Source organism: Sphingobium sp. CFD-2, from assembly GCF_024611135.1.
Taxonomy (GTDB): domain Bacteria; phylum Pseudomonadota; class Alphaproteobacteria; order Sphingomonadales; family Sphingomonadaceae; genus Sphingobium; species Sphingobium fuliginis.
Window position 1 is genome coordinate 2,992,896 of the sequence record NZ_CP084405.1, and the last position, 17,429, is coordinate 3,010,324.

Below are 17,429 nucleotides of genomic sequence, written 5' to 3' on the forward strand. Positions count from 1 at the left end.
GGGACCTGTCCCATGAACCCTATTCTCCGCGCCCTATCGGTCCTGATCGCCCTGTTCACGATGTCTTTCGCGGCGACACCCGCGCTGGCGATCGACACGAGTTTTCACACCTATGATGGCTTTGCCGAGACAGTGGACGCATTCCGTCTTGTCTCGATGATCTTCGGCGATCCCAGATATGAGATGCTGGTGCTGATCGTCGCGGTGGTCGGCATCGCGCTTGGCGCGCTGCTCGCGAGCGTCAAAGGTTCCGGCATGGGAATCGTGGCCTTCGGGTTCCAGATGCTGATCGGCGTCGGGCTTTTCGTCGGGCTCGTCGCCACCACGGGCACGGTTCATGTCTATGACCGGGTGCGCAATGCCTACCAACCTGTCGGCGACGTCCCGAACCTGATTGTACTCGTCGCTGGCATGACCAACATGATGGAACGCGCGCTGGCCGAGGTCATCGACGACAACACGACCGATCCCCATGCCAAGCTGGAATTTGGTGCGGGCGGACATAGTTTCGACCTGTTCCTGAACGCCGCAAGCCCGCGTGGTCCGATGACCGATGTATTCCTGGATTCAACGATCAAGGACTATGTGCGGCAATGCTATCCGGTGGCGCGCGTATCGCCCGCCTATGGTGTCGACGACGATCAGCTTTTCAGGACAACAACGGACCTCCCCTCTGCCTTTGCGGCAATGGCGGGTCCAGCGACGTTCAGTACCGTATTCACCTCCGCCGATAAGGGGGGAACTACGGTGAGCTGCAATGAGGCCTGGGACCATATTTCGACGCGGCTGTCGGAGCCAGCGCTCTTTGACAACTATGTCGCGCAGGTATGCACGCGCACGGGCTACGACATCACCAACACTACTCAGCTTCAGCGATGCCGGGCTAATATTGGCGAGCTCGGTGGGATGATGATGGACAATCCGGCTTCGCTCCAGCAATTCCTGACCAACGTGATGCTTGGCGGCACGATCGGCGACGTTCTGTTCGAGGACAGTCCAGCCACGGCCGCCCGCGTCATGGCCAATCGCGCCGTTGTGTCGAGCGGTCTTGCTACAATGTCCACCGCGAACGAGTGGATGCCGACGATCCGCGCCACGGTGTTCGGGATCATGCTGTTCATGATGCCAATCGCGCTATTGTTCATCCTGACCCCGATCAACCTGCGGGTCGCCAGTTTCGCGCTCGGCCTGTTCGTGTTCGTAGCGCTCTGGGGCGTGATCGACGCCGGGATCTATCAACTCACACTCGGCCGCGCGACCGATGTGCTGGCCGAGATGCGCGCCAACAACGTGGCGGCCAATGCCTGGATGCTGGCCCCCTCCTCGGCGATGAAGGCATTGGCGATCTTCGGATCGTTTCGTACGGCCGCCGCAGGGTTGGCCGGGGCATTCGTGTTCACGGTGTTCCGCTTCTCGGGCAACGTCTTCACCGCGTTCACCAGCGGTGCGCTCGGCGTCCAGGGCCAGGGCACCGCGGCCGCCGCGCCACTCACGACGAGTGAAGGTTATGCAGGGGCGCTCGAGGCGCAAGCCAATGCAGCCGGTACGATGGCACGGCGCAGCGCAACATCAAGCTTTGGGGATTTTGGGGAACGCTCCAATTTCGGTGCGAATCGGGCCTTTGGGGCGGCAAGTCGGGTGATAGGTGAACATGGCGGTGGTGCGGCCGGAACGGCGGCATTCGGATTAGGGGGCCTCGATGCCGCACGCGAGATGGGCGGTCTCTCCCCTGCCCTCACCGGACGCAGCCTTTCCGATCCCGCAACCGTTCGTGCCGTGCGCGACAACGCCACCACCGCCGCCATCCACAATTTCGCTGAAAAAGATGCCCTCCGCGCGCTCGGCACGGGCTATTTCGGTGAGGGACAATCGGGTGAGCGGACCTTTGCCGCTTTCGCGCAAAGGATGGTCCAGTGGCGCGCTTTCGGCGACCAGCGCGCCTATGAGATGATGCACTCAGGCGCCCAGCGTCATTTCGAGCGTGGTGGTTATGACGCGAAGGATGCAGCGCTGAAGGCCTCAACCGTCATCAGCCAGGCTTCAGCCGATCCCACTTTCGCCAAGCTGATAGCCAACACCTATGAGCAGGAACAGATGCTGCGCAACGACCTCACAGGGGCACAAATCCAGGTTGGCGCGATGGAAGGGCGGCGGGACTTCGCAGGCGACAATGTAGCACCGATCGAGCGGCGGAACGTCGCCACCGAGCAAGCTCACCGGACAGGAAGCAATGAGGGGCAGCGCAACGCTGCATCGATGCTTGGTCTCCCCGTTCAGGAAACCTCCCGCCGCATCGCCTTTATCAACGCCCTCTCAGGCGAAGCCCGCTCCTCCGCCATTTCCCAACTCTCCCGCGCAACTGGCAGAAATGAAGCGCAAGTACTGCGCGCACTGGAAACATATAATGCGGCCGTGCAGGTGGGCACCGCCGATGGCGCGACGGCGGAGGCCGCGCGCGAGGGCACGAGTGTCTATGGACGCACGCGTGAAGCGGCGGGGTACGACTTCGCCGAGCGATCAGGAAAGCTCGATGCACAACGAGAGGTCGGCCACGACGGCACGCGTTCAGCCGCCCGGATCGGCGAGCAGCGGCGGCAAGCTGACAATGCTGGCTATGCCGAGGGCGCGGCCGCTGCGGGCATGTCGGTGCGGCAGGCGGCGCGGCTCGACAGCTTCATTCGCACTTTGAGCCAGGGCGTCGGCAACCAGACCGACATGGCCGAGGGCGGCGCGGCGGGGATCGCCGACCGCGCACGTAACGAACGGCTCACCCGGATCGTGGACAATGAACGACTGACGCGTATGCAAAACCTGCTGCGCGATCATGGCGTAGATATGTCGAAGCGCGAGATCGCCATGGCACAGAATGGCGACCTCAGCCTCAACCTGACGCCGGAGACAGCGGCGCAGATGTGGCGTGGCGGCCTCATCAACGAAAGTCAGCTCGGCGCGGTCGCCAATGGTGGACGCGCCCGGTTCAGCTTTGCCGACAACGATGTGCTGGTGTCGAGTTCGGTCGGGTTTCAGCAGTCGGCCCGTAACGACACCAGCACGCGCTTCGAGGCTGGCAAGCAAGCCGGCCCCGACACGATCGAACATTTCCTGGGTGGCGGCGAGCAAGGCCGGGCGATGATGCAGAACTGGCTGCAGGGTGGGTTCGAGATGGATCGTCACGGCAACTGGCGCCTCAAACCCCAGGTGGCCGATACGCTCACGCGGGATGTGCAGTCGATCATTGGGCAAACCGGTTGGCAGCGGGGCCTGACACGATCCGCGCAGGATCAGGTGACCATGGGAACCAATGTCGGCCTGGAGCTAGGCGGCGGCATCTCCAATTCGGAAACCGAAGCGGAATCGACTGGCGTTAGGGGTAAAGGATCTCCAAATGGGCCAAGAGGATCGCAGGGACCGACAGTTCAGAAGTCCCACACGACTAATGGTCGTGTCGGCGCTTCGGTTGGTTTCACCAGTCAGGATGTAGGCGTCGCCAACGAGACGGCAAGAGCATCTCTCGATGTCGTCAATCACGATGTTCGTAACGCCATAGCCGCAGCTGAGAGCGCCGCTGCACGATCCAGTCGTCCGGAAGAGACCTTCTCTCGCGAATTGTCGGAACGGATTCTGGGCCCGTCGGGTATGCGCAATCGCTATTTGCATGATGCGGATGCAGGCCGCGCTACGTTCGACGTGACCGGTCCCCTCACATCTATCGAACAGAACTCCGTTCTGAAGTCTGGTCGCTTCTCGACGGATATCGACGGAAGCCCGGGTGATGGCGATAGTAGTTTCAAAAAACGTTAGGAGCGATCAGGATGCTGAAAGCTTTCAGGGTTTCCAATAAAGAGCCCTCCCGATCGCGGATCATACATATCCACCAATGGAAGTGGGTGTCCGATCTTTCGAGTACCAATCTCACTCCAAAAAGGATCGGGATTGATGTCGAACTGAGGGCTCCCTTCTCCATCGCCGTAGATGGGGCGTCTAGCCAACCACTGCTGCGCAAAGCCAAGCCCCAGCACCATCAGCGCCGTCATTGGAAAGAACAGAACATTGAGGAACCCGGCCAGCGCACTGTCGTAGAATGACTCCAGCGGTGCGACCACGCTGGAAACGGCCATGCCCACCCACCAAGCCGGGATCGCTATCCACCAGAGCTTGGCAAACCAGGGACGCCAGAGCCAATCCGCGAGCTTTCGCTGAGGCTGCCCCGTTCCATGCACTACGGTTTTGGTGTCGGTATCCATCGCTTCGTCCTCATGAAGCGACTATAGCGGAAATTGCTGGAATAGCCATACCAATCGTCCGCGCAGACTTGTCTTTTTTGTCAATATGGACTATTTCTGAGACAGAAAGGACAACCATGGCCAGCACTGCTCCCATATCACCTGATCTCTCCCGGTCGAGTCGTCGCAGAAATCTTGCGACGGGCGACACGCTGAAGCGCAAGGCGTTGGAAAAGCTGACATTGGCTATTGCGAAGGCGATCGAGTCGGCGAGTGATGAGACGCTAGCCGACATCGTCGGAACGGCCGATCTTCGCCATGCATTGGCCATTGCGCCGCGTGACATAGCACCAGAGTCGCCGGCGGACCTGCATGCGATCAAGGCCGCACGAGAGCGCACGGCGCAATTCCGTGAAGATATGGCAGCGCGATCTGGCGGGATGTATGATCGTGCCCATGTCGCGGCGATGCTGGGGGTAACCCCTGCCGCGATCGAGAAGCAGCGCCAGCGGCGACAAATTCTGGGCGTCCCCTATGGTTCTGAGATCCGCTTTCCCGCAGGACAATTCGTCGATGGGGAGACCCTCAGCCAGTTGAAGCGCGTCCTGGAAGCGTTCGGGGATACCGATCCCTGGGAGCAACTCATGCTACTGACAACGCCGCTAAAAGGCTTTGCCGACGGTGAGGGAACGGTCCTGCAAATTCTCGCGCGGAGGCCAGATCAGGAAGAGCTGCGTCAAATCATCGCCCTTGTGTCGTCCTGGACGGCCTGAGCACCAATGGCAGCCGTTACCTGTCGCCGGATCAAGGCTGGCGTTCGCCTGCATCGAATACACCGGCCCCATCATGACCCTATATTTTTCGGCCCGGTTGGTTCCGAACCAGAGCATCGCTTTGATGCTCCGGCTGGCAGCTACAAGGTGCTTTACGCGGCGCGAACCCTGGAAACGGCGTTTGGGGAAACCTTGGTCCGGTTGCCTGCCATTTCTTATGTCACTTCGAGCGCGGTTCAGGCGCGTGTGCGAAGCGAACTGATCACGACAAGGACGCTGAAGCTCTATCCATTAATCGACGCCGGGGTCTCTGCACTTGGCCTTTCTTTCACGGACCTGCATGGCGATGCCTATGCGGAGACATGGAAGGTCAGCGCACATATCCATGACACGACGTCGGCAGACGGGATTCTTTATACCTCACGTTTCGATAATCGGCATTGTATCGCGCTATTCGAGCGAGCGGCAGCCGCCTTGTCGACAACGGAAGTGAACCAAATCCCTATTACGCCAGCGCAAGCAACCATACTGGCCCATCATTTCGGAAAAATCTACGTCGAGCCTTAATCTCACACGAAACACGGCAGGCTATGAGACTACTGAACGGTAGGTAAGCGCGATATGGCGCGCGCGGTGGACGGTGACGAGCAGAAGCGCGCGAGAATGACACGCCGCTTTTCATGGGCAGTGAAGCGGACCGTGATCTAGCAGAAATTCAATATGTCTAGGGACTGCTCTGCACTCTCGGCTCCTTTGCTCGAAGGTTGGGTCTGACTTCCTGCCAAATCCTCCGACCGGGCGACCCCATTCTGGATTGGAGCCGGCAGCAAAGCCGCGGCGATGAACGCTCCGGCCTTGGACCGGCGCAATCGCTCGAACCATATTTCTCCCATATGCACAGCCCCAAAAAGACGGGGGCGGCCGAAACCGCCCCCGCCCATATCATCCGTCAAATGTCAGGCCGCAAAGCGTCCTGCCCTATCGAGCGAGTCCACCTTCCATGCCGGGGTTGCCGTGATCGCATCGGTCGTCTCGCCCGTTTGACGCCGCCAGATGGCCGGGGCCGCGCCGGCATCACCGCGAAAGGCCGCCATCGCCTGCAAGAGACGCTGGCGATCGCTCACCGAGGGCATGTTGACAAGTTCTTGTAGCGTCCCCGGCTCACCGGCGAGATCACCGGCAGCGAGAAGCTCGCGCCTTGGCCGCTGCCGGCCATCCTCGCGCCACCAGCCGGAGCTTGTCGAACCGCCAAGGGTCGGCAGTTCGCTGCCCCAGGTGCTTTCCTCCTGTTGCGCAAGCCTTTCGGCGGCCTTGTCCGCCTCATCGTTAGCGGAAGCGTCGGCCCCCGTGTCGATCGACGCAGTTTCCCCGAGATAGCCCGATGCAGCTTCGGCTTGCGCCACTCCGGTCGCGTTTGATGGCGGCTGCATGTTCGCAGTCGGTGTTTCCGGTTGATGTGCGACGCTGTCATTCGCTTGTGGACCCTGCTGAATTTCATCCTGGGCCTGGCTTCGCGCGCCCGATATCGCCAGTCTGTTTGCCACCATCTCAGGGTCGATCGCCTCGCGAGGCAGGCTCCGGGACAAAGCCTGGGGCTGCCCCAGTGATGTGCGCAACATTGCGCCAGCCGGTGCGGAGACGGTTTGATCGGTGAACTCGATCAACTCGATCTGATAGAGACGATCGACCACGCCGGTCGAGTTCTCCAGAACATCCGTAAAGGCGCCGTTCGTATCGCTTCTGGTGGACAGCGCATAAGCGGACCGGACCCTGGAAAACACGGCCGTGTCAGTCCCTTCACCGCCGAACAGCAGGTCGTAACCGCCACCTCCGATCAAGCGGTCATTGCCCGCCAGTCCGGCGAGGACATTATCCCCGCCATCGCCGGTAATCGTGTCGGCGTAGTTGCTGCCAGTGATATCCTCGACATTGACGAACGTATCCCCGGCGGCATCGCCCGTGCTGCCCGCTGATGTCGTGAGGCTTACGGTGACGCCGGACGTGGAGGCCGCGTAGGAAACCACATCATAGCCGCCCCTGCCGTCGATATGATCGACACCCGACCACAACAGGAAGTAATTTTCAGCCGCGTTGCCTTTGAGCGTGTCACCATAGGCCGTCGAATAGACGTTTTCTACATCAAGATAGACGTCGCCGGTCGCATAGCCGCCACTGGCTATGCCGGTGACCATGTCGAACGTGACGGCAGCGTTGGACAAAGCGAGATCGACGACATCCATGCCAGCGCCGGCCTCGAAGCGCTCCGCCCCCACGCCAATGACGAGCAAGTCGGAGCCTTGTCCGCCTACCCAGGTCATTGCATCGGCTCCAGTCTGGAAATTGTCATCGTAGTTGGAACCGATAACGCGCTCGATCCCGTAGAGTTGGTCGCCCGCCGCATGGCCACCCAGATTGTTGAACGTCACCATGCTTACTGTGACCGCTGCGTTCGACGCCGCGTAAGTCACGGTATCGAACCCTTCGTCTCCGACGAGCGTGTCAGGGCCAAGCCCGCCTGCGAGCGTGTCGTCGCCCTCGTAACCGACGAGGATGTTGGCGGAGCCGTTGCCGGTCAGGACATCGTTGAACCGCGTCCCGTTGACATTCTCTATGCTGTTGAGAATGTCGCCCTGCGCTTCGCCGCCCGTTTGCGCCGTCGTGAGGGCGAGGTTGACGGTCACGCCCGCTGTTCCGGTGGCATAGTAATGGGCCGTATCGATGCCCGCGCCGCCATTCAAACGATCGGCCCCTGCGCCGCCCACAAGGATGTCGTCGCCATTGCCGCCGTTCAGCGTATCATTGCCGCGACCGCCATACAGCAGATTGGCGCCTGCCGATCCGGTGATGGTGTCATTGCCATCGCCGCCAAAAGCATTGACGACGCTCGTAGACGTCGATGCCAGCAGCAGGGACTTGCCGGCGATCGTGCTGGTAGACCCAGGAGTGAGGTTGATAGTCATGGCAGTCGAAACGGCAGAAGCGTTGATGGCATCGCTTCCGCCCGATGCCGTGAGCGTCGCGCGGGTTCCTGTTCCGAGCGTTGCGAACTCATCGGTATAGACGAAGGTCTCATTTGCCTCGCCTGCCTTCCCGGTCAGGGTCAGTTCCCAACTCTTGAGCGTTCCGGTCTGGCCGCTGGCGGCATCCTTGACCTCGATGGTCCAGGTGCCACCCCCGGCCTCGCCGCGCGACAGGGCCGTCATGAACACATAGTCGAGGTTTGTCGCACCATCGCCGCGATCAGTAGCATCCGTACTGCCGGGGGTCTTGCCGGGACGATTCATCAACACCGAGCGCGTTCCCGACGGCGAAATGAGCGTGACGACGAGATCACCGATCTGCTGGTGATCGAGTTGCAGGCGCACTTCCGCATGTTCGACCAGCAGCCCGGCCGAGACGGACAGGCTGCGGGTGATCGTGCCGTTGTCCGTAACGGCCGCATTGAGCGTGCCGCTCGAAAGAGTCTGCGTGTAAAGGTCGTATGTCGAAGGATTGCTGTCGGTCAGCACATGGCTAGTGGTCCACGTTTCCGCAAGCCGCACCGCCGCTCTCGCGTCGATTTCCCCGAAGCCGTAGTCATGGTTGATGTGCATGGCGCCGCCATTCCAGTTCTTCGCGCCGTTCCATGCCCAGCCTGGATTGCTATCATCCACACGCTTCGCAGCAAGAGCGAGAATATCCTGCACGTCGCGATAGCCGAGTGTGGGGTTGGCTTCGAGCATCAGCGCCACCACGCCGGAGACGATCGGCGTGGCCAACGATGTGCCTTGGGCCGTCTCATAGTCATCCCCAAAGGTCGAGCCTTGTGGATTCTGCACCAATCGGCCGGTTGAGCTGATGTTCGATCCGGGTGCCGACACGAGGATATTCGCGCCGGGCGAACTGAACGGGTTGGTGCCGATCACGAGTGCGCCGAGATCACCCCGATGGTTGACCGCACCAACCGCGATGGCATAGCGCGAATTGGTGACGTTGGCATCGTTGGCGTTGCCGCCGTCTGCCCGCAAATTGCCGGCAGCGAATATGTTCACCGTTCCAAGACCGCCGCGCCCATACGCGGCCGTCTGAGCAAAAGCACTGGCGATGCCGGTATCGACAAGGAAGTTGGCGCCGTAACGATTGCTGAAGCCCCAGCTATTGTTGACGATATCGTAGTTCTTCCAGAGGAGCATATTGCTCAAGTCACCACCGGACGTCTGGGGGACAGCGATGGAGTTCAGCGTCGCGCCATAGGCGACCCCGACACTGCCAACTCCATTTCGTTCCGCACCGATCACACCCGCGACCATTGTTGCATGCGTGGTAGTATCACGAACACCACCGGAGCCATCTTCTCGCCAAGCCGTGCCGAAATTGTCGTCCAGATCGACATGGAGCGGATCGAAATTGCCGGGATCGGTTACCGCTATGTTGACGCCGTGCCCGCTATAGTCCTTCCAGACCTTGAGAAGATCGATTTCATTGACATACCACTGATCGCGCAGCAGCGGATCGAGCGGCATATCTGGCGTTCGGAGGAACACCGTGCCCTTTGCCTCGGCTGTGCCTGCACCCGGATCGCCGATGATCCCGATCAGCGCACCCGGATTGTTCTGCGCATCCTTGATCTTGTATTGGAAGGACATGAAGCCCGAGCCTGCGGTGGGCGTGAAAATGACGTTGCTGCCGCTGATCGCCACGGTTCCGCCAACCGGATTGAGGACCGACGTGATGCTCAACGCGCCGCCCTGGAGGTCGATATCGTTGCCGAGCAACGTGGATGCGGCGATCGTATAGGGACCGGACGCCGCGACATTGATCAGGTCGTTTACCGGCAATGGATTGACCAGATCGAAGGCCACATCCTTGAGGTTGCGGAAATTGAGCCGCTCGATCGTGTCGAGCCGATCCGTTCCATCCGGGCTACCTTCCCGAAGGTCCCTGATGATCCATTCGGCGCCGACCTTCGTGAAGCTGTAATCCTGCATGTCGCCGGAAAACTCGGCTGTATCCGTGCCAGCACCACCGGAAAGCGCGTCGTCGCCTGATCCCCCTGAGAGGAGGTCATCGCCATCCGCCCCGATCAGCACGTCATTGTCATCGCCGCCATAGAGCATATCGTTGCCCTGGCCGCCGCGAATGAGATCCTGCCCGCGATGGCCACGGATCAGGTCATCGCCCGCCATGCCTTCGATGAGATCGTCCCCATCCTCGCCGGAGAGCACGTCATCGGCACCGCCACCATAGATGAAGTCGGCACCCTTGCCTCCGGCAATGAACACGTTGCTGTTGCCGCCGCCGATCAGAATATCCGAGCCGGACGAACCGATCGCCACTTCGATCGCGGACTGGGTGAGGTTGAGAACCACGCCCTTCGATCCCACGGCCTGGGCTATGTCGAAGCCGGGACCGCCATAGACCAGCACATCTTCGGCGTCGAAGATCAGGAAATCGTTTCCGCCCGCCCCTCGCAAAGTGTCAGCGCCCTTCCCGCCAATGATCCAGTTATCGTTGGCATCGCCTGTAATTACGTCCGCGCCATCTCCCCCGTAGACGTGGCGGAATCCTTCTGGATTTGATCCAAGCAGGCCGACCGTAAGGGCTGATGATCCAGCGATGAGCGCCTTGAAATCCGACGCCCCGTCGAACGATTGGAAGGTAGCCTTATAATTGCTGCCAAACGCCTCGATGATCGCACCGAACGGATCGGTCACGAACTCCACCGACAGCGCTTCGCGGCGGCTTCCATCGGACATGATCACATCATGCCGCGCAAGCACGTCAGCACCACCCCGGATCAGGCCAATGGTCGAGGTCTTGGTCAGGTCGAAGCCGGTGATGCCGAGGCTGGCGAACGTCTTGAGTTCCCCGGCATCGGTTTCGCCGTTCTCGTTCGCGTCCTGCCAGATACGGAATGAACTCCACTGACTGTCAGCCGAGGTGAATTTGCCATCGGCATTGCTATCGAGAGTCCTGAGAACATCGACTGCAGCGGCACCGTCGGGCGTCCGACCGTTATAGTAGTCGGACATAATCTCCTTGATGTCGTCAATCTTGCCGTTGCCGTTGATGTCCCGAACGAGAAAGCCGTCGTCGCCCTTGATCCAGCCCGTGCGTTCCTTGTGCGCGTCGCTATCCACGTTGAACAGGACATTCATCGCGTCGAAGGGCCGCAGTTCCACTCCATCACCGTCCAGGTCGACCACGAACGGATCAATGTTCAGGAATATCCGGTTCGACCCCATGAGCAGGTTGGTTGCCGAACTGGTGGAGGTTGGAGACCAACCGCGCGTCAGGATATTCTCGTTGTTGATGAACAGGTTCGTGTCGGGCGCAAGATGCTGGCCGCCCGGACGCCAACTGTCCGCCGCAATAAGAGACGGGCCGACGTTGAAAAGACCATCCCCGTTCAGTACGTTCGGATTCATCGTGACCTGGTAGGTTCCTGAACGGTAGATCAATCCATTCAGCCACGGCATCTCGCCTTCATTCAGGATAGGCTGGTTACCCGGTGCGCCGGATTGTGTATCAAGGACAAGGTTGAAATTGCTATTATCCGTCGTGCCAGTGGCAGCGCCATTCGGATTGGGAAGGCCTGCGGTAGCATTTGCCACCTTGGAAATTACCTGTTCGCCATTTTGACCATCCGGGACTTGCATCGGAACCAGAGGCGTTACCCGATAGGGTGCCGTCTCGTTGCCTTTGTAGAAACCCACAATCTGATCAGAGCCTATTACCCCCATCAGTCTTGCGGTCACATTACTGGCCAAGCCTGAATCGTAATAGCTTGTTGCCCCATTAGATAATAACTGCGCCGTATGGCTTGCATCCAAGGTCGGCGTAGTCGTCAAGCTCTGAACATTTCCGATCACTGCATCGGTGCCGCCATAGCCCGGAATTTCAATCGAGATAGTCACTCCAGGATTGCGAATGCTGTTGTAGGTGCGATCCAGCGCCTGCATAGCCGCCTGGATGTTAGCGACCGTTCCGTTATTCGTTCCGAACAACTGCCCGTAGTTCGGAACATGCTCTGCGGGCAGAAAGCGCCCAGTTGCATCAAAGCGAACGACGGCAGACGCCGTACCGCTGAAATTATCGACGGTAACTTGCCCGTCGCGGAACATATCCGCAGCAAAATCGCCCACGCGGTTGAACGCATCTGAAACATGATCCGCTGCGCCGAACGCAGTATCGAACACCGCATCGAAAGCATCTGGATAGGCGTCGTAGGCACTCTTAAACAGGGCATCACCAGCGAGCGACCCTGCAACGCCGCCGCCCACAGTGCCGAGAGGTCCACCCGCACTGCCAAGTGCGCCGCCGCCCGCCCCGCCGATGATCGAGCCGATGGTTCCGGCGAGATCGCGATACCCCTCCTGCTTCCGGCCTTGGTTCCGCAGATCGCTCGCATGGGCAATGCCGATGATAAGTTCAATGGGGTCGGCCAGCACGCCGACAGCACCCAGCAGACCGCCGACGATCCCTCCACGCAGACGCACATTGCCCAATCCACCGGATGGAATCTTGGCAATGCTTTCATCGGACAGGAATTCCTGCACAAACCGCCCGCTATAGTTGGGCTGCGCGGAGATCGCATCACGAGCACTGCGGAACTCGGTTTCCGTGATCTGGTTCTTGACCAGCATCTCGTTCAAAAACTCAGGCGTCCCTGCGAAAGGCTTTTGCTTGTAGCCCTGCCGCAACGCAGCAGAATCCGAGAGATTGTTGACTCCGTTGAATAGACGAACGTCGTCGGTCAGGAATGTCGCCGAACCGCCGTGATTATTGATGTATTGGGTGAGTTGCTTAACGGCTTCATCGCCTACCTGAGATTTCAATGGATCGCCAACGAACGTGAAACCCGCTGGGGGAGATTTCACGCGGTCGAGCGCTCGGTTCTCATCGATCCACGTCAACTGCGCCTGGCTTATCGCCCCCCCGGCGCGTAATATTTCATCGACGACCTGCTGGGGAACATAGATATCATACCCGCTCCTCAGGAGCAGGTTGAGCCCTTCCGCCATATTCGCAGGATTGGATCGCGCGAGTGAATTCAGAGCGCGCGTGTCTACGACGACTGAGTCGACCATCAGAGACCTCCCTGCATTTTTTGGTCCCGGACGTCAAAGCGGCGGGAATTCAGGGAAAATTTTCGTCTTTGTTCTAAGAATTCAATCGATTCCTGCGAATCAATGACCCCCTGGCCGTGCAATACTGATCTGGCCAAAGCAACTGGTGAAGCAAGGTCAGATATTTTGTTGTGCCTATCTTCGCGGATATGTTCCGGTGCGGGGAGCGTCGCGACGAACGAATCTTCGAGCTGCCAAATCCTACGCCGGATATCATCGTCCAGTTCAGTTTCCGCCGGATCAATTGCCGCAAGTGCGGGGGCAAGGACAGGATCAGCAGCAATGATCCGAGCGAAAGCGAGCATTTCTTCAACTGTCGTGATGTAATACTGCTGCTGGACCTCTTTTTCGGTCGGCAGTGGTGTAGATCCAGTCTTTTCCATCATTTATCTCCAAAATTGTTGATTTTGCTGACAATAGATAGACCCTTGAGAACGCCGTTTCGGTAACGTTATCTGCACAAAAAACAGAAACTGATTGAGAGTTCGAGTAAGCCGGGGAGGCAAAGTCGGGCTGTCGGCTTGCAGATCATCTCTCCCTCCCAGCTTCCGCGACCGCGCGAGCAACAGGCGACCAAAGAAAATCGATGACACGCCGTTGATCGGTGACGATCTCTGCAATCGCCACCATCCCAGGCGACAGCTCGGCATTGTGCCCTTCGACCCGGAGCGCACTTTTCGAAAGCGTTACACGAGCCGGGAACACCAATCCGCGTCGTTCATCGACGATGGAGTCGGCAGAGATGTTTTCAAGCTTGCCGGCAATAGTGCCGTGGCGCGTGAACGGATAGGCTTCGAGCTTCACCACGACAGGATCGCCGCGCTTGACGAACCCGGCGTCCTTGTTGAGCACCAGCGCTTCGACAATCAGTTCGTCGCCGCCCGGAACAATCGTCACCAAGGGCTTGCCGGCCTCCGCGACCTCGCCAATCGTCGTCACCGATATTTCGTTGATGACGCCATCGACCGGCGCAACGAGGCGTTGCAACGCTTGCCTCTGGTCAGCCTTCCGCACCGTTTCCGCGCGCGTGGCGAACACCGATTCCGCTTCCGCCTTCTCCTTGGCGGCCTCGCCCCGGAACTCCTGTTCGGCCTGTGCCAGATCGCGGTCGAGCGCCGCCATCTGCGCGCGCGCTTCATTCTGCCGTGCCATTTCCACCTGATAGTCTCGACGGATCGCGATCACGCGTTCCTCGACCTCCATGACGCGCAGCCGGGCGGCGTATCCCTTGGCTTCAAGCTCGCGGAGTGCGGCAAGGCGCGCTTCGGCAAGCGGCAGTGTCTCGCGCAGCTTCGCGGCCTGTTGGGCCGCCATCTCCGCCGCAGCGCCCGCGCCCGTCCTTTTCTCCAGAAGGGACGCGCGGCGGGCGTCATATTCACGGATGCGTGCATCCACGAGTTGCCGTTCGGCAGCAGCAGCCGCGACATCGGCCCCCTCGGGCTCGATGAACTCAGGTGGCTGGCCAGCGACATAGGCGAGGAGTGCTCCCGACCGCGCGCGTGTCAAAGCGGCGGTGGCCAGTTCCGTGCGCGCACTACCGGCATCGGCATCGGCGAATGTCGGATCGAGATCGATGAGCAATTGCCCTGCACGGACGCGCTGCCCTTCGCGAACATGGATGGCGCGGATGACGCCCGCCTCCGCCGCCTCGACCGATTGAAGGCGCGCCCGCGGCACAACACGCCCTTCAGCGACGGCAACGACATCGACTTTCGAGAGGCAGGCCCAAAGCAACGCCAGCAGGGCTGCCGCGATGATCGTCCAGATGATCGAACGCCCGATCGGCGATGGCGGCGTTTCCGTCGCTTCCAGCGCGGCCGGCAGGAAATCCGTTTCGATCAGGCGGCGATTGTTCGCCTGCCGTCGCGCCGTCTCCTCGCGCCAGGCTTGCACGACCATATCGAGTTGCGCGGCGATCGCCATCACGCCGCCCCCTGCATCTGCGCCCGCCAGAGCCGGGAATAGCGGCCTCCGGTGGCCATCAGGCTCTCATGCGTGCCTTCCTCGACGACCTCGCCCGCCTCGATCGTGATAATGCGGCTCGCCATGCGGATCGCCGACAAGCGGTGAGCGATAATCATCACCGTGCGTCCGCGCGCGATCGAGCGCATGTTCTGATGGATGATCGCTTCGCTTTCCGCATCGAGCGCGGAGGTGGCTTCGTCGAAGATCAGAATGCGGGGATTGGTGACGAGGGCACGGGCAATCGCAATGCGCTGGCGCTGACCGCCCGACAGGTTCGCGCCCCGTTCGTCGATTTGCGTGTCATAGCCTTCGGGCAATTCGAGGATGAAATCATGCGCGCCGGCCAATGTTGCAGCCGCCATCACCGCTTCCATTGGCAGAGCGGGATTGGCGAGCGCGATGTTCTCCCGCACCGACCGATTGAACAGCAGGTTCTCTTGCAGCACGACACCGACCTGGCGCCGCAGCCATGAGGGATCGACCAGCGACAGATCGACCCCATCAACCAGCACCCGGCCACGCTCCGGCACATAAAGGCGCTGGACGAGTTTGGTGAGCGTCGATTTGCCCGAGCCGGACGGGCCGACGATCCCGATGACCTCGCCGGGTGAGATCGACAGATTGACGTCGCGCAGCACTTCGCGCCCGCCTGCCCGATACCGGAATGTCACATTGTCGAAGGCAATGGCGCCACGGATTTGCGGCAACGCAGACCGGGAAGGCGAGAAGGCCGTCTCCGCCGGCGTGTTGAGGATATCGCCCAACCGGGCGACACCGACCCGCGCCTCCTGGAATTGCTGCCATAGGCCGGCAAGCCGTAGCACTGGCTCCGCCACACGGCCCGCCAGCATATTGAAGGCAACGAGGCTGCCCACGGTCAATTCGCCAGCGACCGCCAGCCTTGCGCCGACATAGAGGATGAGGGCCATCGACAGCTTGTTGACGAGCTGAATGGCGTGGTTGCCGATGATGTTTGCTCGCGCGGCCCGGAAGCCGGCGCCGACATAGGCGGCAAGCAGCTTTTCCCAGCGACTTTGCATTTGCGGTTCGACCGCAGCCGCTTTGAGCGTCTGGACGCCCGTTACGCTTTCAACGAGGAACGACTGACTCTCCGCGCCGCGCCGGAACCGTTCCTCGATCCGCTGCCGGAGTGTCGGCGTGATCGCCAAGCAGATTGCGACGTAGAGAACGATCGTCACCAGCACGATCAGCAGCAGCCAGGGCGAATAGAACCACATCACCGCCAGAAAGACGAAGGTGAACAGGAGGTCGACCGCCAGCGTCATAGCCGAGGATGTGAGGAACTCGCGGATCGTGTCCAGTTCGCGAACACGCGCCACCGTGTCGCCCACCCGCCGTTGCTCGAAATAGGCGAGCGGCAGGCCAAGCGTGTGGCGATAGAGGCGCGCGCCCAATTCGACATCGACCCGGCTCGTCGTATGCGTGAACAGCCACGCGCGCAGTCCGCCAAGGAATGCCTCGAACAGGATGATCCCGCCCAGCGCAATACCCAGCACATCGAGCGTCGTCAGACCACGATGCACGAGCACCTTGTCGATCACCACCTGGAAGATCAGCGGCGTCGCGAGCGCGAAGAGTTGCAGGACGAAGGTTGCGGCCAGCACTTCTCCGAGCAGGCCGCGGTAGCGCATCAAGGCCGGCACGAACCATGAAAGGTCAAAGTGGCCCTCCACACCGCCACCCGCGCGCGTTGTCATCAGGAGCATTTCGCCTGTCCATGATGACTCAAGCTCATCGAGAGAGCAGGCGGCCGGTGGCTGTCCCGGTCGCTGAATCAGCAGTTCGCCGTCACGCGCCGCTCCGATCAGGATATATGAGCCATCCGCCAATCGTGCGATTGCGGGAAGTGGCGCATCGCCAAGGCGGGCTAGGGCGACCGTGGACAGACGAACGCGAGCGCCAAAGCGCCGGGCAAGCCGGAGCAAATCTTCACTGTCTGAAAGCTCCCCCTTTCCGAGGGCGTGGCGCAATTGCTCCGGGTCTGCGGCAATCTGGTGGACACCAAGCAAAAGAACGAGAACCGCCAGCCCGGAATCCTCGACGGGCTCGCTTTCGCCGAGTGATCCGTTACTGGCAGGGTCCATCACTCCTCCTTCCGCCGCAAGGATGGGCGCCTCTGTGCCCACCCGAGCCTGCAGAACCGGACGATCGCCCTGATATTGGCTCGACGACCCTCATGAAGAGTTTACCCCCGCAGGAGCCTCCAGAAAGTGAGAGTCGTTTGGTGGCTCTCTTCTAGGCTTCCATTACCTAGACACGCGGGAGGGCGGATTCTGGCAAGATCGAGATCAAAGTTTTTTGCAAGCCCGCTTGATTGACCGATCTGAATCGTGAGGGCT

8 protein-coding genes are annotated in these 17,429 nt (G+C 60.4%); 3 read left to right on the forward strand and 5 right to left on the reverse strand.

The genetic code is table 11. From position 1 onward, the window contains the following. Positions 1-12: 12 nt before the first annotated feature. A complete protein-coding gene (locus tag LDB29_RS14875; RefSeq protein ID WP_257554555.1) occupies positions 13-3,801 on the forward strand; it encodes a conjugal transfer protein TraG N-terminal domain-containing protein in 3,789 nt (1,262 codons plus the stop codon). Here the strand turns inward: LDB29_RS14875 and LDB29_RS14880 are convergent. Beyond that, positions 3,798-4,244, reverse strand: a complete 447-nt coding sequence (locus LDB29_RS14880) for a hypothetical protein (RefSeq protein ID WP_257554556.1) — start codon at positions 4,242-4,244, stop codon at positions 3,798-3,800. The genes LDB29_RS14875 and LDB29_RS14880 overlap by 4 nt on opposite strands. Before the next feature lie 116 nt (positions 4,245-4,360). Between LDB29_RS14880 and LDB29_RS14885 the strand changes: the two genes are divergently transcribed. Next, positions 4,361-4,996 carry a hypothetical protein gene (locus LDB29_RS14885; RefSeq protein ID WP_257554557.1) on the forward strand — a complete coding sequence of 212 codons (636 nt, stop codon included), beginning with the start codon at positions 4,361-4,363 and terminating at the stop codon, positions 4,994-4,996. Positions 4,997-5,002: 6 nt separating this feature from the next. Next, positions 5,003-5,563, forward strand: a complete 561-nt coding sequence (locus tag LDB29_RS14890; RefSeq protein WP_257554558.1) for an RES family NAD+ phosphorylase — start codon at positions 5,003-5,005, stop codon at positions 5,561-5,563. Positions 5,564-5,952: 389 nt separating this feature from the next. On the opposite strand, the gene LDB29_RS14895 is transcribed toward LDB29_RS14890, so the two are convergent. The 4 genes from LDB29_RS14895 to LDB29_RS14910 form a co-directional block, all read right to left on the reverse strand. Further along, on the reverse strand, positions 5,953-13,065 hold the full coding sequence (locus LDB29_RS14895) for a S8 family serine peptidase (RefSeq protein WP_257554559.1): 7,113 nt from the start codon (positions 13,063-13,065) through the stop codon (positions 5,953-5,955). Then, on the reverse strand, positions 13,065-13,490 hold the full coding sequence (locus LDB29_RS14900; protein WP_257554561.1) for a hypothetical protein: 426 nt from the start codon (positions 13,488-13,490) through the stop codon (positions 13,065-13,067). Before LDB29_RS14900 ends, LDB29_RS14895 begins: the two co-directional genes overlap by 1 nt. 142 nt (positions 13,491-13,632) lie before the next feature. Further along, positions 13,633-15,027, reverse strand: a complete 1,395-nt coding sequence (locus LDB29_RS14905) for an HlyD family type I secretion periplasmic adaptor subunit (RefSeq protein WP_257557044.1) — start codon at positions 15,025-15,027, stop codon at positions 13,633-13,635. Next, complete coding sequence (locus LDB29_RS14910) at positions 15,027-17,174, reverse strand: type I secretion system permease/ATPase (RefSeq protein WP_257554563.1); 2,148 nt, start codon at positions 17,172-17,174, stop codon at positions 15,027-15,029. The genes LDB29_RS14905 and LDB29_RS14910 overlap by 1 nt, the downstream gene beginning before the upstream one ends. Between the last annotated feature and the right edge of the window lie 255 nt (positions 17,175-17,429).

Coding starts and splice junctions, on each gene's coding strand:
- LDB29_RS14875 (WP_257554555.1), top strand. CDS start 13: ATGAACCCTATTCTCCGCGCCCTATCGGTCCTGATCGCCCTGTTCACG.
- LDB29_RS14880 (WP_257554556.1), bottom strand. CDS start 4,244: ATGGATACCGACACCAAAACCGTAGTGCATGGAACGGGGCAGCCTCAG.
- LDB29_RS14885 (WP_257554557.1), top strand. CDS start 4,361: ATGGCCAGCACTGCTCCCATATCACCTGATCTCTCCCGGTCGAGTCGT.
- LDB29_RS14890 (WP_257554558.1), top strand. CDS start 5,003: ATGGCAGCCGTTACCTGTCGCCGGATCAAGGCTGGCGTTCGCCTGCAT.
- LDB29_RS14895 (WP_257554559.1), bottom strand. CDS start 13,065: ATGGTCGACTCAGTCGTCGTAGACACGCGCGCTCTGAATTCACTCGCG.
- LDB29_RS14900 (WP_257554561.1), bottom strand. CDS start 13,490: ATGATGGAAAAGACTGGATCTACACCACTGCCGACCGAAAAAGAGGTC.
- LDB29_RS14905 (WP_257557044.1), bottom strand. CDS start 15,027: ATGGCGATCGCCGCGCAACTCGATATGGTCGTGCAAGCCTGGCGCGAG.
- LDB29_RS14910 (WP_257554563.1), bottom strand. CDS start 17,174: ATGGACCCTGCCAGTAACGGATCACTCGGCGAAAGCGAGCCCGTCGAG.